The following is a 20,927-nucleotide window of genomic DNA, read 5'->3' on the forward strand; positions in this document are numbered from 1 at the left end:
CGGGGTGTGGCGGCTCGCGGCCGACTCTACTCGCGAGAGCGGGGTCGCGGGGAGACCGGACAAACATGAGGGAAGCCTCGCATTAGAATGATGTCGTGAAGCCTTCGACCGCGCCCAGCATCTCCTACTCGATCACGATCCGCCTGGAGGTGCCGTCGGGCGGCTCCGCCGTGAGCGACCTGACCACCACGGTCGAGACCGCCGGCGGTCTCGTGACGGCCCTCGACGTCGCGGCGTCCGGCGCCGACGCGCTGCGCATCGACCTCACGTGCGCGGCGTCCGACACCGACCACGCCGCCGTGATCGTGGACGCCCTGAAGGCCGTCGGCGACGTGTCGGTGCTCAAGGTGTCCGACCGCACGTTCCTGATGCACCTCGGCGGCGTCATCGAGACCGCGACCAAGCACCCGCTGCGCAACCGCGACGACCTCTCGATGATCTACACGCCCGGCGTGGCCCGCATCTGCGAGGCGATCGTGGCCGACAAGGAGGACGCTCGCCGCCTCACGGTCAAGCGCAACAGCGTCGCCGTCGTGAGCGACGGCTCGGCGGTGCTGGGCCTCGGCAACATCGGCCCCCACGCCGCGCTGCCGGTGATGGAGGGCAAGGCCGCCCTGTTCAAGAGCTTCGCCGACATCGACGCCTGGCCCATCGTGCTCGACACGCAGGACGTCGACCAGATCGTCGAGACCGTCGCCGCGATCTCTCCCGGCTTCGCCGGCATCAACCTCGAGGACATCTCGGCGCCGCGCTGCTTCGAGGTCGAGGCGCGCCTGCGCAAGCGGCTCGACATCCCCGTGTTCCACGACGACCAGCACGGCACCGCCGTGGTCGTGCTCGCGGCGCTGCGCAACGCCTTGACAGTCGTCGGCAAGGACCTGCCGAAGGCCCGCATCGTCCTGGTCGGCGCAGGAGCGGCCGGCACCGCGGTGCTCAAGGTGCTGCTGCACGCCGGAGCCGTCGACGTCACGGTGTGCGACGTGCAGGGCGTCGTCCACGCCGGGCGCGAGGACCTCGACGCGTCCCTGGTGTGGACGGCCGAGAACACCAACCCGTCCGGGCACACCGGCTCGTTGCGCGACGCCCTGCCGGGTGCCGACGTCTTCATCGGTGTCAGCGCGCCCAACCTGATCACCGCCGACGACGTCGAGAAGATGGCGCCCGGATCGATCGTGTTCGCCCTCGCCAACCCCACCCCCGAGATCGAGCCGGCGATCGCCCGTCAGCACGCCGCCGTGGTCGCGACAGGACGCTCGGACTACCCCAACCAGATCAACAACGTCCTGGCGTTCCCCGGCATCTTCCGCGGTCTGCTCGACGCGCAGAGCCACGGCATCGGCATGGAGGTGCTGCTGGCGGCGGCCGACGCCGTCGCGAGCTCGGTCTCGCCCGACGAGCTGAACGCGAACTACATCATCCCCAGCGTCTTCCACCACGACGTGCACCAGAAGGTCGCCGCCGCGGTCCGCGATGCGGCGCAGCGCGCCGACGGTGCGACGTCACAGCACCCAGACGAAGCCGATCGCGGTCGGGACGAGTGACAGGGCGATCCAGGCCGGCGCCCAGAGGCGCGCGGCCAGGATCAGCCGCACCACGACGTAGGTGACGACGGCGAAGACGCCGGACATGACGAGCAGCAGCACGGCGTCGGCGCCGCGGTCCTCGCCCTTGACGACGTGGGCGACCACGATGAGCCCCAGCACGCCGTGGATCGCGACGGCGAAGAACGCGATCGCGCCCACGCGGCGCTGGACGCGGCGCAGGGCCGCGAGCTCGGCGGCCGGGCCGGGACGGTTCGGGGTGGGGCTGCTCGGGGTGGGGCTGCTCATGATTCCTGGCTCTCGTGCGCGGCATCGATGATGCGGTGGAGGACGTCGTTGGTGGCGACCAGGTCGGACTCGGTCATGCCGAGCCGGGCGAGCATCGTGGACGGAACGGCGAGCGCGCGCCGTCGCAGCTCGCGACCCTCGGGCGTCACGCCGACGACCAGGACGCGCTCGTCGCTGGGCGAGCGTCGGCGCGAGACCAGTCCCGCGGCCTCGAGGCGCTTCAGCAGCGGCGAGGCGGTGCCGGGGTCGAGGTGCAGCATCGCGCTGAGCGCCTTGACCGACAGACCGTCGGCGCCTGCGGCGTCGTGCTGCCACAGGGCCAGCATGACGAGGTACTGCGGGTGGGTCAGGCCCAGCGGCTCGAGCACCGACCGGTAGGACGCCACGACCTCGCGCGACGCGACGGCCAGCGCGAAGCACACCTGCTCTTCGAGGGCGAGGGGATCTCGGTCGGTCATGCTATGAGTGTACCAATGATTGGTGCACCAACTACTGTGAGCTGCGTCGCGCGATGAACGCGGTCAGCGTCTCGACCACGAGGCGGTGGTCGTCGCGCTGGGGCAGACCCGACACCGCGACGGTGCCGACGCACCCGGTGCCGCGCACGATCAGCGGGAAGGCCCCGCCGTGCGCCGCGTACCGGGACGGGTCGAGGCGGGAGTCGGACTCGAACGTCCTGCCTGCGACGCGGAACTGCTCGCCGACCCGCAACGACGAGCGTCCGTAGCGGTCGACGACGGCGCACTTGCGGTCGAGCCAGCCGTCGTTGTCGGCGGAGGCTCCCGGCAGGGCGGTGTGGAACAGCCGCTGGCCGTTGCGCCGCACCGAGATGGCGACGGGCAGGTCGCCGGCGAGCGCGGCCTCGCGCAGGGCCGACCCGAGCTCCCACGCATCGGTCTCGTCGAAGGACTCGAGCACCAGGCGCGCCTCCTGTGCCTCCAGCTCGTCCAGCAGCTCGCGGTCGCTCATGGTGTGCTCCTCGCCTCGGTGGATCGGCCGGGACGCCGGCCGATCCACATGCTGTCACCCGGCGGGCGGCAGGTCCACGAGGGTCGCGAGCCGCCGGCGATGCTGCTCGGGGGTGCCGAGCGCGTTCAGGTCGACGAGGGCGCGCTTGAGGTAGAGGTGCGCCGGGTGCTCCCACGTCATCCCGATGCCACCCAGCATCTGGATGCACTCCTCGGCCGCGTGCAACGCCACCTCCGAGCACATCGACTGCGCCGCGGACGCCAGCACGGCCCGGTCGGACGTGGTCGTCGCGGCGGCCTCGGCGGCCACCGAGGCCGAGTCGACCTCGATCCAGAGGGTGGCGAGGCGGTGCTTGAGGGCCTGGAAGCTGCCCAGGAGGCGTCCGAACTGGCGGCGCTGCTGCACGTGGTCGACCGTGGTGGACAGGCACCACGAGGCCAGTCCCACCTGCTCTGCGGCCAGGGCGACGGCGGCTCGCTCGAGGCCGGCGTCCAGGGCGTCGACCGCCCGTCGGCCGGTCGCGAGGACCTGCACGGCGACGCCGTCGAGGGTCACGTCGGTCAGGGGTCGGGTCGTGTCGAGCGACGTGACCGGGGCGAGCCCCACACCGGGAGCGTCGGCGGACACGATCGCGACGGCCGTCTCCCCGTCCACCGTCACGGGCAGCACCAGCGGGCCGTCCCCGACGCCGGCGACCGAGCGGACCGATCCGCTCACGAGTCCATCGACGACGACGAGCCGGGGGAGCAGCTCACCGGGCGCGGTGCCCCACGGGACGACCAGGCAGGCGGCGCCGAAGGGCCCCGCGTGACCCACGTCCGCGAGGAGCGGGCCCGCGAGCACCGTGGCGGTGACGAAGCGGGAGGGGGCGCAGGCGCGTCCCAGCTCGGTCGCGACGGTCGCGGCGTCGGACAGCTCGCCGCCCAGACCCCCCTGCGACTCGGGCACGAGCAGGCCTGCGAGCCCGATCTCGTCGTCGAGGGCCGCGTCGACCCGTCGCAGCAGTGCGTCGAGGCCGTCCTCGTGGACGAGGGACGTGGCCGGCGCGACGCGCTCGAGCATCCGGCGGACGGTCTCGGCGAGAGCGGTGGACTCGGCGGTGGCGGTCATCGTGCGCTCTCGTTCCATGGGATCCCCTTGTCGGGTCGGTGCTCGGCGGGCAGCCCGAGGACCCGCTCGGCGATCAGGTTGAGCAGCACCTCGCTGGTGCCGCCCTCGATCGAGTTGCCCTTGGCCCGCAGGTAGCGGTAGCCCGGGCCCCGGCCCGTGAACGAGACGCGCTCGGGCCGGCGCATCGTCCAGTCGTCGTAGCGCATGCCGTCGTCGCCGAGCAGCTCGACCTCGAGCGCCGTCAGCTGCTGGGCGATGCGGGCGAAGGTGACCTTGGCCGCCGAGTCGCCCGGCCCGGGTGTCACGTGCGCCGGACGTCGACGCACGCGCTCGGCCGCGAGGCGGGCGACCTCGGCGTCGATCCACAACCTCATCAGGCGGTCGTGCAGCACGGGACGACGACGCTCGGGGTGTGAGCGCCAGGCCTGGGCGACGACACCGATCATCCCGCTCTCGCGAGGCGCGCCGCCGCCCCCGATCGCCACCCGCTCGTTGTTGAGGGTCGCGGTCGCGACCTCCCAGCCCTGGCCGACCGCGCCGATGCGCAGGCTGTCGGGGATGCGCACGTCGGTCAGGAAGACCTCGTTGAACTCGGCCTCGCCGGTGATCTGCCGCAGGGGTCGCACGTCGACGCCGGGATCGTCCATCGGGCACACGAAGTACGTGAGCCCCGCGTGCTTGAACGCGCTCGGATCGGTGCGCGCCACCAGGATCGCGAACCGGGCGTTCTGCGCTCCCGACGTCCAGACCTTCTGGCCGTTGACGACCCACGTGTCGCCGTCGAGCGTCGCGGACGTCGAGACGTTGGCGAGGTCCGAGCCGGCGCCCGGCTCGCTGAAGAGCTGGCACCAGATCTCCTCACCCGTCCACAGCGGCGGCAGGAAGCGGTCGACCTGGTCGGGCGTGCCGTAGCGCAGCAGCGTGGGGGCGGCCATGCCGAGCCCGATGCTGTTCGCGGCCGGGTCGTTGTCGGGCGCGCCGGCGGCGCGAAGGGCCGCGTCGACGACGACCTGGTCGGAGACCGTGAGCCCCAGCCCGCCACGCCCCACGGGCTTGCCGACCCATGCGAGCCCGGCGTCGTACTGGGCCCGCAGGAAGTCGAGCCGGTCCGTCGAGGCCGGGGGATGCGCGGCGAGCAGGCGGGCTGCGAGGTGCTCGAGGTCGGCGGCGCTCATGCGACCATCACCACGCGTCCGGTCGTGACGCCGTCCGCGAGCCGCTGGAGCGCAGCCGGCACGTCGTCGAGGGCGATCCGCTCGCTGACGATCGGCGAGACGGCGCCGGTGTCGGCGAGGCGGGTCAGCTCGTCGTGGCAGTGCCGGACGAGCGCGGGGTCGCGCTGGTTGTACAGGCCCCAGTGGAGGCCGACGATCGAGTAGTTCTTGATCAGGGCGTGGTTGAGCGGGGCCGACTGGATCTCGCCGCCGGCGAAGCCGATGACGAGGATGCGTCCCTCGAAGGCGATGCACTTGGTCGAGCGCTGATAGGTCTCGCCGCCGACGGGGTCGTAGACAATGTCGGCGCCGCGGCCGCCGGTGACCTGCTTGACCACCTCGACGAAGTCCTGCGCGTGGCGGTCGACGACGACGTCGGCCCCCAGGGCGCGGGCGACCTCGGCCTTGGCGCCACTCCCATCGACACCGCCGCCGACGACGCCGATGACGGTCGCGCCGGCAGCCTTGCCCAGCTGCACCGCCGAGCTGCCGACCCCTCCGGCGGCGGCGTGCACCAGCAGGACGTCGCCGGGCGCGATCTGCGTGCGTCGGTGCAGGGCGAACCAGCTGGTCTGGTAGCCCACGAACAGCGAGGCCGCCTGGGCGTCGTCGAGCGAGTCCGGCGCGGGGAACGTCGTGGCGGCGTCCATCACGGCCATCTCTGCGAAGGCACCGCCGGGGCCGGCGGGTGCGCCGAGGACGCGATCGCCCACCGCGATGCCGGTCACGTCGCTGCCGACCTCGACCACCTCGCCGCACAGCTCGACGCCCGGGGTGAACGGCAGCTCGGGCCGCACCTGGTAGAGCCCGCGGCACATCAGCACGTCAGGGAAGTTCGCCGCAGCCGCGAGCACGCGCACCGTGACCTGGGCGGGCCCTGGTGACGGATCGGGCAGGTCGGCGAGCGTCAGCACGTCACGCGGCTCGCCGAGCCGGGTGACCTGCCAGGCCTTCATCGGGCCACCTCGAAGAGGCCGGCGGCGCCCATGCCGCCACCGACGCACATCGAGACGACGGCGAACTGCTGGTCGCGGCGGCGGGCCTCGAGCAGCGCGTGCCCGACGGCGCGGGAGCCCGTCATCCCGTACGGGTGGCCCATCGCGATGGCGCCGCCGTTGACGTTCATCCGCTCGGGGTCGATCCCCAGCACGTCGCGGCAGTGGACGGCCTGCGCGGCGAAGGCCTCGTTGAGCTCCCAGACGCCGATGTCGTCGACCGCGAGCCCGTGCAGGGCCAGGAGCTTCGGGATCGCGGCCACGGGCCCGATGCCCATCTCGTCGGGCTCGCACCCCGTGACGGTCATGCCGACGTAGTACCCCAGCGGCGCGATGCCGAGGGCGGCAGCGTGCTCGGAGCTCATCAGGACGTTGGCCGATGCGCCGTCGCTGAGCTGGGACGCGTTGCCTGCGGTCACGGTGGGGTGCGCGGTCACATCACCCGGCTGCAGGACGGTCCGCAGCGCGGCGAGCCCCTCCGCGGTCGTGCCGGCACGCACGCCCTCGTCGGCCGAGACGGTCTGCTCGACCTCGGACGTCTCGCCGGTGGCCTTGTCGTGCACGAGCGTCGTGACCGTGATCGGCACGATCTCGTCGTCGAGGACGCCGCTGGCCTGGGCCGCGGCGGCGCGCTGGACCGACTGCAGCCCCATCGCGTCCTGGCGCTCGCGGCTCACGCCGTAGCGGGCCGCGACGTTCTCGGCGGTGTGCAGCATCGGCGCGTAGAGGCCGGGGTGGTGCTGCTCGAGCCAGGCGTCGGTGGCGCGGTAGGCGTTCATGTGCTCGTTCTGCACCAGCGAGATCGACTCGACGCCGCCCCCGATCGCCACGGCCATGCCGTCGTGCAGGATCTGCTTCGCGGCGATCGCGACCGCCATCAGTCCCGACGAGCACTGGCGGTCGATGGTCTGCCCGGGAACCGTGACGGGCAGGCCGGCGCGCAACGCGCCTTGGCGCGCGACGTTGAAGCCGGACGTGCCCTGCTGGGCTGCCGCGCCCATCACGACGTCCTCGACGGTGGCGGGGTCGATGCCGACCTTCGCGAGGGCCGCGGCGATCGCGTGGCCCGCCAGCTCGGGGCTCGAGGTGGTGTTGAACGCCCCTCGATAGGCCTTGCCGATAGGGGTGCGGGCGGTGGCGACGATCGCGGCTCTGGGCACGACGGCTCCTTCAGGAGGGGTTCGGAAGATTTTCCGGAAACCTACTTGAACATGAACCCGGATTCAACTACGGTCCTCAACGTGAGGCCGGTCACGTGAGACAGGTCACACTCCGTCGAACGAGAGAGAGCGACTGCAGATGGTGAACGTGGCGGCGAACGTCTGGTCCCATGCCGAGGCCGATCCCGATCGGGTGGCACTTCGCTCGCCCCGTGGTGACCTGAGCTACGGCCGGCTGCGCGAGCTCAGCGCCCGAGCAGGTGGCGCCGTCGTCGCCGCGGGGCTCCAGCCGCTCGACCGGGTCGTGTTCATCGCCCCCAGCGTGATCGAGTTCCCGGTCGTCTACTTCGGGCTGCACGCCGCCGGCGTCAGCGTCATCACCATGAACACCATGGCCACCGCGCCCGAGATCGGCTACGTCCTCGACGACTCGCAGGCCTCGCTCGTGCTCGTCTGGCACGAGAACGCCGACGCCGCCCGCACCGCCGCGGCCGACCGGGGCCTCGACCTCTGGATCATCGGCGAGGGTGCCGACCTCGACGCCGAGCCGCTCGCGTCCGCCCACGACCACGCGCCGGACGACACGGCGATCATCCTCTACACGTCGGGAACGACCGGCCGGCCCAAGGGGGTCGAGCTGACGGCCGCCAACCTGCTCGACACCACCTCGTCGTTCCTGCCCGTCCTCGCCCTGACCGAGGACGACCGGTTCGGCACGGCGCTGCCGCTCTTCCACGTCTACGGCCAGGCCGTCGTCATGAACACGGTGCTCGTCACCGGCGCGTCCCTGTCGGTGCTGTCGCCCTTCGAGCCGGCCGCGATGCTCGAGATGCTGCGCCGCGACCGCCTCACCGCGATGGCGGGGGTGCCGACGATGTGGAACGCGATGCTGCACGCCGCCGCCGACTACGGACCCAGCGACTTCGAGCACCTGCGGCTTGCGACGTCCGGCGGCGCCTCGCTGCCCGTCGAGGTCATGCGAGCGTTCAACGAGCGGTTCGACTGCGCGATCCTCGAGGGCTACGGCCTCACCGAGTCGACCGGCGCCGCGACGTTCAACGACATCAACCGCGAGCAGAAGGCCGGCACGGTGGGTCCCGCCCTGCCCGGCAGCCTCATCGAGGTGCGCGACACGATGGGCGACCCCGTCGAGGCCGGCGTCGTCGGCGAGGTGTTCATCAAGGGCCCCACGATCATGAAGGGCTACCGCAACCGTCCCGAGGCGACGGCCGAGGACCTGCGGGACGGCTGGCTCAAGACCGGTGACCTCGGCATGCTCGACGAGGACGGCTACCTGAGCATCGTCGACCGCGCCAAGGACCTCATCATCCGCGGTGGCTACAACGTCTACCCGCGCGAGGTCGAGGAAGTGCTCTACGAGCACCCCGACATCGTCGAGGTCGCCGTCGTCGGCGTGCCCGACGATCACTTCGGCGAGGAGGTCGCCGCCGTGGTGGCCCTGCGCCCCGATGCCGAGCTGACCGGCGAGCAGCTGCGGACGTGGGCGAAGGTCCAGCTGTCGGCGTACAAGGTGCCGCGGCTCTACCAGTTCGTCGAGGCGCTGCCGAAGGGCGCGACGGGCAAGATCCTCAAGCGCGAGATCGATCGCGACGCGATCCGCCACGCCTCGATCGGAGCCGGTGCATGATCATCGACGGATCCGTGGCCATCGTCACCGGCGCCGCGGGAGGGATCGGCTCGGCCCTGGCCCAGCGCCTGCTCGAGCACGGGGCCAGCGTCGTGGTGACCGACCTCGACGGCGAGCGCGTGGCGCGGACCACGGCCGACCTCGAGCTGGCCGGACGTGGCCGGGTCGTCGGGCTCGCGGCCGACTGCTCCGTCGAGGCCGACGTGCGGGCCCTCATCGATCTCGCCGAGGACCGGTTCGGGCCCGTCGACCTCTACGCGGCCAATGCCGGCGTGGGTCTCGGTCAAGGCCTCGAGTCGTCCGAGCAGGACTGGGAGACGTCGATCGACGTCAACGTCCTCGCGCACGTGCGCGCCGCGCGTCTGCTGACCCCCGGGTGGCTGGAGCGCGGTCGTGGCTACTTCTTGAGCACGGCCTCGGCCGCCGGGCTGCTGACCCAGATCGGCTCGCCGACCTACTCGGTGACCAAGCACGCCGCGGTGGCCTTCGCCGAGTGGATGTCGGTGACGTACGGATCGCGCGGCATCGCCGTGAGCTGCCTGTGCCCCATGGGCGTCAACACCGCGATGCTCAACGGCGGCTCGGAGTCCGACGACGAGCTGGCCCGCATGGGAGCCAGGGCCGTCACCGACGCCGGCGGGGTACTCGAGCCGCTCGAGGTGGCCGACGTCGTCATCGAGGCGATCGGCACCGAGCAGTTCCTGATCCTCCCGCACGAGGAGGTGCTGGAGTTCTACCGGCGCAAGGGATCGGACTACGACCGCTGGCTCGCGGGCATGCGCCGGTACCAGGACTCACTCGCATGACGCGCCGTGCCGTGCTGTTCGACTTCGGCGGCGTGCTGACGTCCAGCGTCATGGACGCCTTCGCCGGCTTCGGTGCCGCCGAGTGCGGCGACCGCGACCTGCCGCTGCGCCTGCTGGGCTCCGATTTGGAGTCCCAGCGGCTGCTCACCGAGCACGAGGAGGGGCGGCTCGACGACGAGGGCTTCGAGGCGGGCTTCGCGCAGCGCCTGCGGGATCACGGCTGCGACGTCGAGCCGGTCGGGCTGATCGCCCGCATGCAGTCGCGGCTCGTCCGCGACGACGAGACCGTGGCGCTCGTCGCGTCGCTGCGCGCCGACGGTGTGCCGGTCGGCCTGCTGTCGAACTCGCTGGGCCGTGACTGCTACGCAGGCTTCGACCTCGCGGCCATGTTCGACGCCGTCACGATCTCCGGCCAGGAGGGTGTGCGCAAGCCGTCGCGCCGCCTCTACGAGATCGGGTGCGAGCGCCTCGGTGCCGCCCCGTCCGAGGTCGTCATGGTCGACGACCTCTCCCAGAACATCGTCGCCGCCGCACGTCTCGGGATGGGTGGCGTCGTGCACCGCAGAGCATCGGACACGGCTCGAGAGCTCGCCGAGCTCCTCGGGCTCGGCCGTGTCGCCGGCTCGGCCGCGCGGTGATCGGGGGATCCATCTGCACCACCGGCACGACCGTCCGGTCGCGTCCCGAACACGGCTGCCCCACACCGGGGCGGCGCCAGAAACAGGAGACACCATGAAGGTTCGACAGATCGGGATCGGCATCATCGCCGGCCTGACCCTGGTGATCACGGCAGCGTGCGGCAGCGGGGGCGGTTCCGAGGGCGGCGGAGGCGGCGCGGGCGGCGACGAGAAGTACAGCGTCGGCATCGTGCGCTTCGCCCCCAGCGAGGTCACGACCGAGACCGCGATCAACAGCTACAAGAAGCTCGCCGAGGGAGCCGGCTGGGAGGTCACGACCGCCAACCCCGACGGTGCCGTGGACAAGGCCATCGGCGCGATGCAGGACTTCGTGCAGAAGAAGGTCGACCTCATCATCGTCTCGGTCTTCCCGAGCGACCAGCTGACCGCAGGCGTCAAGTCGGCACAGGCTGCCGGCATCCCGGTCGCGTCGATCGCCGGCGGCACCACGGACGGCGTGCCCTTCGGCCTGGACGTCATCCAGACGTCGGGCAAGGACATCGCCGACCTCGTCGTGAAGGACCTCGGCGGTGGCGGAGAGCTGCTCAAGCTGGGGTACAAGGCCGGTGCACCCTGCGTCGGTCGCGAGAAGACGCTCGACGAGGCGCTCAAGGGCAGCAGCACCAAGGTCACGCGCGAAGAGGTGACGATCCCCGGCCAGCTCGACGCCGGCACGCGATTCACGCAGGCCTGGCTCGCCAAGCACCCCAAGGGTGACACCCCGCTGGCCATCTGGGCCTGCTTCGACGACCCGGCGATGGGCGCGCTCGTGGCCACCAAGCAGGCCAACCGCACCGACGTGAAGATCTACGGCATCGACGGCACCCCCGCCGGCATCAAGGCGGTCGAGGACGGCACGCTGCGCGCCACGGCCGCTGCCCAGCCGGTCGCTGCCGCGAAGACCCTGTTCGAGGAGACCCCGCGGATCGTCGCCGACGGCCCGGACGCGAAGCAGAGCATGAAGCCGGTCCCGTACGAGATGGTCACGGCCGACAACGTCGCGGACTACCTGAAGTCCCACCCCGGCGCGAACCAGGGCTGATCGACATGGGACCTGATCCGGTGCTGGACACCGCCACGACGACACATGTCAGGAGCGACGACATGAACGACATCTCACCGGAGCACCGGACCGCACGAGGCGCAGCCTCTGCCGCACCGCTGCTCGAGATGAAGAACATCTCCAAGAGCTTCGGCGGGAGCCACGCACTGGATCAGGTCTCGATCTCCCTGCGGGCGGGGCAGGTCCTGGCGCTCTGCGGGGCGAACGGGGCGGGCAAGTCGACGCTCGTCAAGATCCTCGCCGGCCTCGAGTCGGCCGACGAGGGCGAGATCTTCGTCGACGGCGAGAGGGCCGAGATATCCTCGCCTCGCGACTCCGCCGCCCTGCGGCTCAGCTTCGTGCACCAGGAGCTCAACCTCGTCCCGAAGTTCACCGCCCTGCAGAACATGGCGATGGGGTCGGACGAGCAGGGCACGTGGGGCGTGCTGACGACGCGCCGCGTCCGGCGGCAGGCGATGGAGGTGCAGGAGCGCCTGGGCTACCGCGTCCCGCTCGACACGCGGGTCGAGGACCTGTCGCTGTCCGACCGGTGGATGGTCTCGCTGGGACGGTCGCTCATGCGGTCGGGCCGTGTGGTCGCGATGGACGAGCCGACGGCGTCCTTCACCGACGAGGAGGCGCAGCGGCTGTACGGCGTCATCGACGAGCTCCAGCGCGACGGCGTCGGCATCCTGTACATCTCGCACCGGCTGGAGGAGGTGCTCCAGGTGTCCGACGACGTCACGGTCCTGCGCAACGGACGCTTCGTCACGACGGTCCCGGCGTCCTCCACGTCGCGACGCGTGCTCACCCAGCACATCGTCGGCCGCGAGGTGGCCGACTTCACGGCGGCCGTCGCCGACCAGGAGACCGAACCGACGGAGGGCCGCCTGTCGGTGCAGGGACTCACGAGGGCGCCGAAGGTGCTCGACGTGAGCTTCGACATCGGCCGCGGCGAGATCGTGGGACTGGCCGGGCTGGTGGGTGCCGGGCGGACCGAGCTCGCGCGGCTCATCGTCGGTGCCGACGCACCGCAGGCGGGAGCCATGACGATGGACGGCGAGCCCTTCGCCCCGTCGTCGCCGCACGAGGCGCTGGTCGACGGCGTCGCGCTCGTCCCGGAGGAGCGTCGTTCGCAGGGACTGGTGCTCGCCGACACCGTGGTCGCCAACCTGAACATGGCGGCGATCGGCGCCGAGCGTCGCCTGCTCCGTCCGTTCCGTCCGCGGGCCTCGACGGTCAGCGCCCAGCGGATGATCGAGCGCTTCGGCATCAAGGTGCGATCGGAGAAGCAGAACGTCATCGACCTCAGCGGCGGCAACCAGCAGAAGGTCGTGGTCGGCAAGTACGTGGTCACGGGTCCCAAGCTGCTGATCCTCGACGAGCCGACGGTGGGGGTCGACGTCGGCGCCAGGGCCGAGATCTACGGCCTGATCCGGTCGCTCGCCGACGAGGGCATGTCCGTGCTCGTCATCTCCAGCGACTTCGAGGAGTTCGCCATCTGCGACCGCGTGCTCGTGATGCGGTCGGGCCGACTGGTCGACGACGTCCCGGCCCACCTGGCCCACAAGGACCACCTCACCTCGCTGTGCTTCGGCACGTCGGAGCAGGAGCAGATCGCATGACCCGGTCCACGAGCGTGTCCGTCGCGGGCACGGCGCTCCACGTCGACGACACCGCCGAGAGCGACCTGACCCCGGTGGTGTGCCTCCACTCGCTGTTCTTCGACAACCGGATGTTCGACGACCTCGTCGAGGCGGGTGCCGGGCGCTACCGGTTCGTCCGGCCCGAGTACCGCGGTCAGGGGCGCAGCGGCCCGGCGGACGGCGCGGTCGTCACGATCGAGCAGTGCGCGGGCGACATCGCCGCGGTGCTGGACGAGCTGCAGATCGCCGGTGCCCCGGTGATCGCCTCGTCGATGGGCGGGGACGTCGCCGCGCGGCTGGCGGTGTACCGGCCCGATCTCGTCGGCTCGCTGATCTTCCTCGGCTCGTCGGTGCGGCCCGAGCCCGCCGACAAGGTCGCCGAGTACGTCGCCTGGAGCGACGACGTCGGCGAGCACGGCTTCACGGGCGACCGGCTCACGATGGTCGAGCAGATCATGTTCGGCGCGTCGACCCGGAGCGATCCGGCGAAGGCGGACGTGCTGGATCGGTGGCGCGGGCGTATGGCGGCCCTGCCGACGTCGATCAGGCCGGCGATGATCGGCGTGATGCGTCGCCGCAGCGCCGTCGACGCCTTGGGCGAGATCGACGTCCCGGCGCTCGTGATCTCGGGCGAGGAGTGTCCGGTGCGCCCGCCGGAGTGGGCCTACGAGCTGGCCGACGGCCTGCCGCGAGGCGAGCTCGTGATGCTGCCCCGGGTGGGCCACAGCCCGCTGCTCGAGGCCCCGGACACCGTGATCCCCCGGATCCTCGACTTCCTCGACGCGCAGTCATGACGTCGTTGCCGCACCACCTCACCCCACCGTGCCTCGGCACCACCGAACAGGAGCAGATCGCATGACCGCAACCATCGAGCCGCCCGTCTCGCCCGCCGAGCCCGCCCAGCCGACCGTCACGCGCAGCGGCTCCTCCATGCGCTGGCTGGGTCGCTACGGCGCACTGCTGGTGCTGGGCCTGCTCATCGCCGTGACCTCGATCCTGGAGCCGGAGACCTTCGCCACGACCGACAACGCCATCAACATCCTCAACCAGAGTGCGCTCGCGGCCATCATCGCGATGGGCCTGACCTTCGCCCTGGTGACGGGCGAGTTCGACCTCAGCATCGGCAACGTGGCCAGCCTGTCGGGCGTCGTCGCGTGCACCTTGATGCTCAAGTCGGACTTCTCCATCCCCATGGCGCTGGCGGCCGTGCTGGTCATGGGCTTCGTGATCGGGCTGGTCAACGGCTTCGTGGTCACGTACCTGAACGTGCAGGCGCTCGTGGCGACGCTCGGCGTCGGCACCGTGGTGATCGGCCTCAACTACGCGATCTCGGACGGGTCGCCGATCTCGCTCGACGACCCGGACGCGTTCATCAACCTGTCGTTCAACCGCTTCCTGGGCATCCCGTACCCGGTCTACGCCATGGTCGCGCTCGGCATCTTGCTGTGGCTCCTGCTCAACCGGACGGTTCTCGGTCAGGCCATGCAGGCGGTCGGCGGCAATCCCGTCGCGGCCGAGCTGTCCGGCATCAGGGTCGACCGCATCCGCGTCATCGCCTTCGCGGTGTGCAGCGCGTGTGCCGCGCTGACGGGCTTCCTGCTGGCGAGCCGCACGGGCAGCGCCGCGGTGGCGGCGGGTGACTCCTATCTGCTCAGCGCCTTCGCTGCGGCGTTCTTCGGCTCGGCCGTGCTCCGCGACGGCCAGTTCCACATCATCGGGACGGTCGTCGGTGTCATCACGGTCTCGGTCGGATTCAACTCGATCGCCCTCATCGGCCTGGAGACGTACTACCAGTACCTGTTCCAGGGGCTGCTGCTCATCCTCGGCGTGGGCGTCGGCTCGCTGGCCCGTCGCCGCGCGGCTGCTGCATGATTTACATGAACTTGAACTCAGATTCATGTAGGGTCGTTCCATGACGACCGACCAGGCCGAGCAGCTGGTGCTCACCGAGCGGCGCGGAGCCGTCCTGCTCCTCACGATGAACCGTCCCGCGAGGCTCAACGCCTGGACCGACGCGCTGGAGGACCAGTACTTCGACGTCCTCGAGTCCGCCGACCGCGACGCCGACGTCCGCGCGATCGTCGTCACCGGCGCGGGACGCGGATTCTGCGCGGGTGCCGACATGGACGACCTCGCGGGCGCCTCCTCGGCCTCGGACGCCGAGATCGACCGACCGCGTCCGCGGCACCTGCCGATGACCGTCCGCAAGCCCCTCATCGCGGCCGTCAACGGCGCGGCGGCCGGGCTGGGCTTCGTCGAGGCGCTCTACTGCGACGTCCGGTTCGCGTCGGCCGAGGCGGTGTTCCTCACGGCGTTCGTCCGCCGTGGGCTGGCCGCCGAGTACGGCGTCTCGTGGCTGCTGCCACGCATCGTCGGCCACAGCCGCGCCCTCGACCTGCTGCTGTCGGGCCGCCGCGTGGGGGGCGAGGAGGCCTATCGGATGGGCCTGGTCGACCACCTCGTCCCCGCCGAGACCCTGGTCGACGACGCGGTCGCCTACGCCGCTGACCTCGCCGAGGGCTGCTCGCCGTGGTCGATGGCCACGATCAAGCGCCAGGTCGCCCTCGACGGCGAGCGCGGCTTCGACGCCTCCGTGGCCGACGCCGACACCCTGATGCGCGCCTCGTTCCGCGGCGTCGACATCGCCGAGGGCGTCGCCAGCTTCACCCAGCGCCGTCCCCCGGCGTTCGCACCCCTGTTTTCGCACCCCTGACCATGCCAAGCACGTCTTACAAGGAGATCTGATGGAGTTCGCACCCAGCCCCCGAGCCCTCGAGTACCAGGAGAAGCTCCTGGACTTCATGGACAGCTACATCTACCCCGCCGAGCCGATCTACGCCGCGCAGATGGCCGAGTCCGGCAACCCGAACTTCCACCCGCCGATCCTCGAGGAGCTCAAGACCGAGGCCAAGAAGCGCGGTCTGTGGAACCTCTTCCACCCGCACGAGGACGAGGCCTGGGGCTCGCCGGGACTCAGCAACCTCGACTACGCGCCGCTGGCCGAGATCATGGGCCGCAGCCCCTACATCGCCCCCGAGGCCATGAACTGCAACGCCCCCGACACCGGCAACATGGAGGTGCTGCAGCTGTTCGGCACCGACGAGCACAAGGAGAAGTGGCTCAAGCCGCTGCTGGCCGGCGAGATCAACTCGGCGTTCTGCATGACCGAGCCCGACGTCGCGAGCTCGGACGCCACCAACGTCCAGCTGCGCATGGACGCCGACGGTGACGAGTACGTGCTCAACGGGCGCAAGTGGTTCGCGTCCAACGCGCTGCACGCCAACTGCAAGGTGCTCATCGTGATGGGCAAGACCAACGTCGACGCGGCCAAGCACCGTCAGCAGTCGATGATGGTCGTCCCGATCGACACCCCCGGCGTCACGATCGTCCGCGGTCTGCCGGTCTTCGGCTACATGGACCGCGAGGGCCACGCCGAGATCCTGTTCGAGGACGTCCGCGTGCCCAAGACGGCCCTGCTGGCCGAGGAGGGCGACGGCTTCATGATCAGCCAGGCCCGCCTGGGTCCCGGCCGCATCCACCACTGCATGCGCTCGATCGGCATGGCCGAGCGTGCGCTCGACCTCATGATCGGGCGGGCCCAGAACCGCGTGACGTTCGGCGAGCCGGTCGCGAACCGCTCGAACATCCAGGACTGGATCGCCGAGGCGCGCATCGAGATCGAGATGATCCGCCTGCTGACGTTCAAGACCGCGTGGCTCATGGACACCGTGGGCAACCAGAAGGCTCGCATCGAGATCGCCGCGATCAAGGTCGCCGGTCCGTCGGTGGCGCTGAAGATCATCGACCGTGCCATCCAGGTGCACGGCGGCGGCGGCATCACGGACGACTTCCCGCTCGCGAGCTTCTACGCCCACCAGCGCACGTTGCGGCTGGCCGACGGGCCGGACGAGGTGCACAAGCGCACCATCGCCCAGGTCGAGCTGCGCCGCATCTCGCCCGAGTGGAACAAGAAGAAGTGAGCCGGGAGGGACGCCTCGCGGGGCGGACCGCGATCGTCACGGGCGCCTCACGCGGCATCGGCCTGGCGGCGGCCGTGGCGCTGCACGACGCCGGTGCCAACGTCGTGCTGACCTCGCGCACCGAGGAGGCGGCCACCTCGGCCGCAGCCTCGGTGGGCGAGCGCGCCCTCGGCGTGCAGGCGCACGCGACCGACGACGACGCGGCGCGGGCCTGCGTCGCACGGACGATGGAGACCTTCGGCAGCGTCGACATCCTGGTCAACAACGCCGGCACCAACCCGGCCTACGGGCCGTTGCTGTCGCAGGACCACGGCCGGTTCGCCAAGACCATGGATGTCAACCTGTGGGCGCCACTGCTGTGGACGCAGCTCGCGGTCGAGGCGTGGATGGGCGAGCACGGCGGGTCGATCGTCAACACCGCCTCGCTCGGCGGGATCGTGGTGGCCCCCGACCTCGGCATCTACCACGTCTCGAAGGCGGCCCTGATCCACCTGACGAAGCAGCTCGCGATCGAGGTGGGCCCGGGCATCCGGGTCAACGCCGTCGCGCCGGGGGTCGTCCGCACGCGCCTGGCCGAGGCGCTCTGGAAGGACCACGAGGAGGCCGTCGCCCAGCGCACCCCGCTGGGGCGCATCGGCGAGCCGGCGGACGTCGGATCGGCGATCGCCTTCCTGGCCTCGGACGACTCGTCGTGGATCACGGGGGAGACCATCGTGATCGACGGTGGTCAGATGATCGGTGCGACCGCCGCTGCCGACTCGGCCACGATCGCCGTCGGGGCCGGCTGAGCCGTGGCCGTCACCGGGAGCACCCACGACGTGGCGCTCGACCTCGACGCCCTCGGTGCGCTGCTGCGCGCCGACGGTGTCGAGGCGGTCGCGCCGTTCTCGGCCGTGCGGGTCGGACGGGGCCAGTCGAACCTGACCTACCTCGTCGAGGACGCCGCCGGTTCGCGCTGGATCGTCCGCCGTCCGCCGCGCGGGCACCTGCTCGACTCCGCCCACGACGTGTTGCGCGAGCACCGCATCCTCTCTGCACTCCAGGGCACGGGGGTGCCGGTGCCCGCGGTCGTCGCGCGCTACGTCGACGCGGCTCTGGCCGAGACGCCGGTCGTCGTGATGGAGCACGTCGACGGCCTCGTCGTCGACCGCCCGAAGGTGGCCGAGGGCACGGGGGTGGCGCTCCGGGCCGCGCTGGGACCGGCGCTGGCGACGACGCTCGCGACGGTCCACGACGTCGACATCGAGGCCGTCGGCCTGTCCGACCTCGCGAGCCACGCGCCGTACGCCGCCCGTCAGCTCAAGCGCTGGTCGCGCCAGTGGGAGGCCAGCCGCACCAGGGAGCTGCCGGCCCTCGACCGGCTGACCGACCTGCTGCGCAGCACGATGCCCGAGCAGCACGAGCTGACGCTGGTGCACGGTGACTTCCACATCCGCAACGTCATCGCCGACCCGGAGACCGGCGCGATGCGGGCCGTCCTCGACTGGGAGCTCAGCACGCTGGGCGATCCGCTGGCCGACATCGGCAGCCTGCTGGCGTACTGGCCCGAGCCCGGCGACCCGCCGACGGGACTGTTCGCGGCATCCACCCTGCCGGGCTTCGCCGACCGGCGAGCGATGGCCGAGACCTACCTCTCGGCGTCGGGCCGCAGCAGCACCGACCTCGAGTACTGGCACGTGCTGGGGCTGTGGAAGATCGCCGTGATCTCCGAGGGCGTGCTGCGGCGAGCCCTCGACGACCCGCGCAACGCCGCGGACGGCGGACCGCCCGAGCCCGCCTTCGTCGACAGCCTCGTCGAGCGCGCCTGGACGACGGCGCGCGCCGCAGGCCTCGACACCTGACACCCGACACCTGAGCTGCCGATCCACCCGATGAAGGAGAGCACCATGACCGAGACACCGTATGTGGGCGACTTCCTGAAGGACTCGCCCAAGAACTGGGGCAAGTGGGGCCCGGACGACGAGGTCGGCTCGCTGAACTACCTGACGCCCGCCGAGGTGCTGCGCGGCGTCGCGAGCGTCCGGTCGGGCGAGGTCTTCACGCTCCAGGTCAAGATGGGCAGCCCCGGCGGCGATCCCGTGTGGCCCGGACGCGAGAGCATCCAACGCAGGAACGTGATGGACGAGTCGTTCTTCGAGCGGGGCGAGGGCGACGAGACGCCGGGTGGCGCGCACTACGCCGACGACGTCGCGACCCTGTTCCTGCAGGCGTCCACGCAGTACGACGCGCTCGGGCACGTCTGGTACGACGGGCAGATCTGGAACGGCTTCGACGCCTCCACGACGGCCGGCGACATGTCGAAGGCCTCGGTGCTGCCGATCGCCGAGCGAGGTGTCGTGGGACGTGGCGTCCTGCTCGACGTGGCCCGCCATCGTGGCAAGGAGGTGCTCGGCAAGGGCGAGACGTTCACGCACGACGACCTCCTCGCGGTGGCCGAGGCGCAGGGCGTCACGATCGAGAAGCACGACATCCTGATCATCCGCACGGGCTTCATCGGCTCGTACTACCGCACCACGCCCGAGCAGTTCTACGACGGCTTCCTCGAGCCCGGCCTGACGTACAGCCCCGAGCTGGTGCAGTGGTTCCAGGACATGGAGATCCCGAATCTCGTGACCGACACGATCGCCAACGAGGTGACCTTCGAGCCCGGGAGCGGAGTCACCCTCCCGCTGCACAACGCCTTGATGCGCAACCTCGGGGTGACGTTCACCGAGATCGCCTGGCTCGAGGACCTCGCCGACGCGTGCGCGGCCGACCGGCGGTGGACGTTCCTCTACACGGCCGCGCCGCTGAAGGTCGTCGGCGGCACGGGCGCCCCCGTCAACCCGGTCGCCATCCGATGAGCGGGCCGGTGAGCGCGCCGCTCGACGTCGTCGCGACGATTGAGGTGAGGCCCGGACGTGCCGACGCGGTCGTCGAGATCGTGACTCAGCACCTCGAGACCATCCGTGCGGAGGAGGGGTGCCTGCGCTACGACCTCTACCGTGTCCGACGCGACGACGACACCCTCGTGATGGTCGAGCAGTGGGCCACGAAGGATGCGTTGCGGGCCCACGGGGAGGCCGACCACTTCCGCGCGATGTCGGCGCAGCTGGCCGGCGAGCTGGCGGCGGCGCCCGTCGTGAGGGTGCTCGAGCCCGCCGTTCGGTTTGCAACCTGAAACCGACTTCAGTAGAAAGAATGGATGACCGATGGCGACCGAGGACCCGACGTGGCGGTGACCGACGCCCCGTCGCCCAAGGGCGCACCCACCACCGCACGAGGCGTGCGCACCCGGGCAGCGCTGGTCGCGGCCGCCCGCACGGTGTTCGAGCGTGACGGATTCCTCGCCTCCCGCCTGACGGACATCACGGCCGAGGCCAGCTGCTCCACGGGCACGTTCTACACCTACTTCGTGAGCAAGGAAGAGATCTTCCTGGCCGTCATGGAGGCGGCCAAGGACGAGATGCTCCATCCCGGCGTGCCGCACGTCGAGGCGTCGGACGACCCCGTCTCGGTCATCGAGGCCAGCAACCGCGGCTACTTCGAGGCCTACGCCCGCAACGCCAAGCTCATGATGCTGCAGGAGCAGGTGGCCACGATCGACGCCGACTTCCGGCAGCGCCGTCTCGAGCGTGGCGAGGCCTTCGCGCGCCGCAACGCCAAGGCCATCTCGCGCATGCAGGACGACGGCCTGGTCGATGCCGCCCTCGACCCGATCATGACCTCGCGTGCCCTGTCGGGCATGGTCGGGCGGCTCGCGTACTCGAGCTTCGCGCTGGGCATGCAGTGGTCGGTCGACGACCTCGTCGAGACCAGCACCCGGCTGTGGGCCAACGCCCTGGGCCTGCGCTACCGCGACGACGCCTGAG

At 71.0% G+C, this 20,927-nt stretch carries 22 protein-coding genes; 15 read left to right on the top strand and 7 right to left on the bottom strand.

Annotated features, from left to right (window positions below; all coding sequences use genetic code 11):
* Positions 1-95 precede the first annotated feature (95 nt).
* Positions 96-1,541, top strand: coding sequence for an NAD-dependent malic enzyme (locus tag DX116_RS08175; RefSeq protein ID WP_119703618.1), 1,446 nt, complete (start codon positions 96-98; stop codon positions 1,539-1,541).
* On the opposite strand, the gene DX116_RS08180 is transcribed toward DX116_RS08175, so the two are convergent.
* Genes DX116_RS08180 through DX116_RS08210 form a run of 7 tightly spaced genes read right to left on the bottom strand, consistent with a single transcriptional unit; the run spans position 1,500 to position 7,277 of the window.
* Positions 1,500-1,829 (bottom strand): hypothetical protein, encoded by a 330-nt coding sequence (locus tag DX116_RS08180; RefSeq protein WP_119703619.1) that lies wholly within the window; start codon positions 1,827-1,829, stop codon positions 1,500-1,502. The genes DX116_RS08175 and DX116_RS08180 overlap by 42 nt on opposite strands.
* Positions 1,826-2,287 (bottom strand): MarR family winged helix-turn-helix transcriptional regulator, encoded by a 462-nt coding sequence (locus DX116_RS08185; protein WP_119703620.1) that lies wholly within the window; start codon positions 2,285-2,287, stop codon positions 1,826-1,828. Before DX116_RS08185 ends, DX116_RS08180 begins: the two co-directional genes overlap by 4 nt.
* 31 nt (positions 2,288-2,318) lie before the next feature.
* A complete protein-coding gene (locus DX116_RS08190) occupies positions 2,319-2,798 on the bottom strand; it encodes a heme-degrading domain-containing protein (RefSeq protein WP_119703621.1) in 480 nt (159 codons plus the stop codon).
* Positions 2,799-2,852: 54 nt separating this feature from the next.
* A complete protein-coding gene (locus DX116_RS08195; RefSeq protein ID WP_119703622.1) occupies positions 2,853-3,926 on the bottom strand; it encodes an acyl-CoA dehydrogenase family protein in 1,074 nt (357 codons plus the stop codon).
* Positions 3,905-5,083, bottom strand: a complete 1,179-nt coding sequence (locus tag DX116_RS08200; RefSeq protein WP_119703623.1) for an acyl-CoA dehydrogenase family protein — start codon at positions 5,081-5,083, stop codon at positions 3,905-3,907. Before DX116_RS08200 ends, DX116_RS08195 begins: the two co-directional genes overlap by 22 nt.
* Positions 5,080-6,078: an NADPH:quinone oxidoreductase family protein gene (locus DX116_RS08205; protein ID WP_119703624.1), complete on the bottom strand. Its 999-nt coding sequence runs from the start codon at positions 6,076-6,078 to the stop codon at positions 5,080-5,082. The genes DX116_RS08200 and DX116_RS08205 overlap by 4 nt, the downstream gene beginning before the upstream one ends.
* Positions 6,075-7,277 (bottom strand): acetyl-CoA C-acyltransferase, encoded by a 1,203-nt coding sequence (locus DX116_RS08210; RefSeq protein WP_119703625.1) that lies wholly within the window; start codon positions 7,275-7,277, stop codon positions 6,075-6,077. The genes DX116_RS08205 and DX116_RS08210 overlap by 4 nt, the downstream gene beginning before the upstream one ends.
* Positions 7,278-7,425: 148 nt before the next feature.
* On the opposite strand from DX116_RS08210, the gene DX116_RS08215 reads away from it, so the two are divergent.
* The 14 genes from DX116_RS08215 (at position 7,426) to DX116_RS08280 (ending at position 20,926) form a co-directional block, all read left to right on the top strand.
* Entirely contained in the window at positions 7,426-8,925 is a 1,500-nt protein-coding gene (locus DX116_RS08215; protein ID WP_199715960.1) for an AMP-binding protein, read from the top strand.
* On the top strand, positions 8,922-9,731 hold the full coding sequence (locus DX116_RS08220; protein WP_119703627.1) for an SDR family oxidoreductase: 810 nt from the start codon (positions 8,922-8,924) through the stop codon (positions 9,729-9,731). Before DX116_RS08215 ends, DX116_RS08220 begins: the two co-directional genes overlap by 4 nt.
* Positions 9,728-10,369, top strand: a complete 642-nt coding sequence (locus DX116_RS08225) for an HAD family hydrolase (RefSeq protein ID WP_119703628.1) — start codon at positions 9,728-9,730, stop codon at positions 10,367-10,369. Before DX116_RS08220 ends, DX116_RS08225 begins: the two co-directional genes overlap by 4 nt.
* A gap of 94 nt (positions 10,370-10,463) precedes the next feature.
* Positions 10,464-11,450: a sugar ABC transporter substrate-binding protein gene (locus DX116_RS08230; RefSeq protein ID WP_119703629.1), complete on the top strand. Its 987-nt coding sequence runs from the start codon at positions 10,464-10,466 to the stop codon at positions 11,448-11,450.
* A gap of 62 nt (positions 11,451-11,512) precedes the next feature.
* On the top strand, positions 11,513-13,075 hold the full coding sequence (locus tag DX116_RS08235) for a sugar ABC transporter ATP-binding protein (protein WP_158591939.1): 1,563 nt from the start codon (positions 11,513-11,515) through the stop codon (positions 13,073-13,075).
* Positions 13,072-13,890, top strand: coding sequence for an alpha/beta fold hydrolase (locus DX116_RS08240; RefSeq protein ID WP_119703631.1), 819 nt, complete (start codon positions 13,072-13,074; stop codon positions 13,888-13,890). The genes DX116_RS08235 and DX116_RS08240 overlap by 4 nt, the downstream gene beginning before the upstream one ends.
* Before the next feature lie 61 nt (positions 13,891-13,951).
* Positions 13,952-14,968: an ABC transporter permease gene (locus tag DX116_RS08245; RefSeq protein ID WP_119703632.1), complete on the top strand. Its 1,017-nt coding sequence runs from the start codon at positions 13,952-13,954 to the stop codon at positions 14,966-14,968.
* Positions 14,969-15,008: 40 nt separating this feature from the next.
* Entirely contained in the window at positions 15,009-15,809 is an 801-nt protein-coding gene (locus DX116_RS08250; protein WP_119703633.1) for an enoyl-CoA hydratase-related protein, read from the top strand.
* A 31-nt stretch (positions 15,810-15,840) separates the two neighbouring features.
* The gene (locus DX116_RS08255) at positions 15,841-17,076 is read left to right on the top strand and encodes an acyl-CoA dehydrogenase family protein (RefSeq protein WP_119703634.1); all 1,236 of its coding nucleotides are present in this window, start codon (positions 15,841-15,843) and stop codon (positions 17,074-17,076) included.
* On the top strand, positions 17,073-17,864 hold the full coding sequence (locus DX116_RS08260) for an SDR family oxidoreductase (protein WP_119703635.1): 792 nt from the start codon (positions 17,073-17,075) through the stop codon (positions 17,862-17,864). Before DX116_RS08255 ends, DX116_RS08260 begins: the two co-directional genes overlap by 4 nt.
* A gap of 3 nt (positions 17,865-17,867) precedes the next feature.
* The gene (locus DX116_RS08265) at positions 17,868-18,917 is read left to right on the top strand and encodes a phosphotransferase family protein (protein WP_199715961.1); all 1,050 of its coding nucleotides are present in this window, start codon (positions 17,868-17,870) and stop codon (positions 18,915-18,917) included.
* A gap of 45 nt (positions 18,918-18,962) precedes the next feature.
* Positions 18,963-19,919 carry a cyclase family protein gene (locus DX116_RS08270; protein WP_119704194.1) on the top strand — a complete coding sequence of 319 codons (957 nt, stop codon included), beginning with the start codon at positions 18,963-18,965 and terminating at the stop codon, positions 19,917-19,919.
* Positions 19,920-19,927: 8 nt separating this feature from the next.
* The gene (locus tag DX116_RS08275) at positions 19,928-20,236 is read left to right on the top strand and encodes a putative quinol monooxygenase (protein ID WP_199715962.1); all 309 of its coding nucleotides are present in this window, start codon (positions 19,928-19,930) and stop codon (positions 20,234-20,236) included.
* 24 nt (positions 20,237-20,260) lie between these two features.
* Complete coding sequence (locus tag DX116_RS08280; RefSeq protein ID WP_119703637.1) at positions 20,261-20,926, top strand: TetR/AcrR family transcriptional regulator; 666 nt, start codon at positions 20,261-20,263, stop codon at positions 20,924-20,926.
* Position 20,927 lies beyond the last annotated feature (1 nt).

Origin of the sequence: Aeromicrobium endophyticum, from assembly GCF_003586285.1 — a bacterium.
Lineage (GTDB): Bacteria > Actinomycetota > Actinomycetes > Propionibacteriales > Nocardioidaceae > Aeromicrobium > Aeromicrobium endophyticum.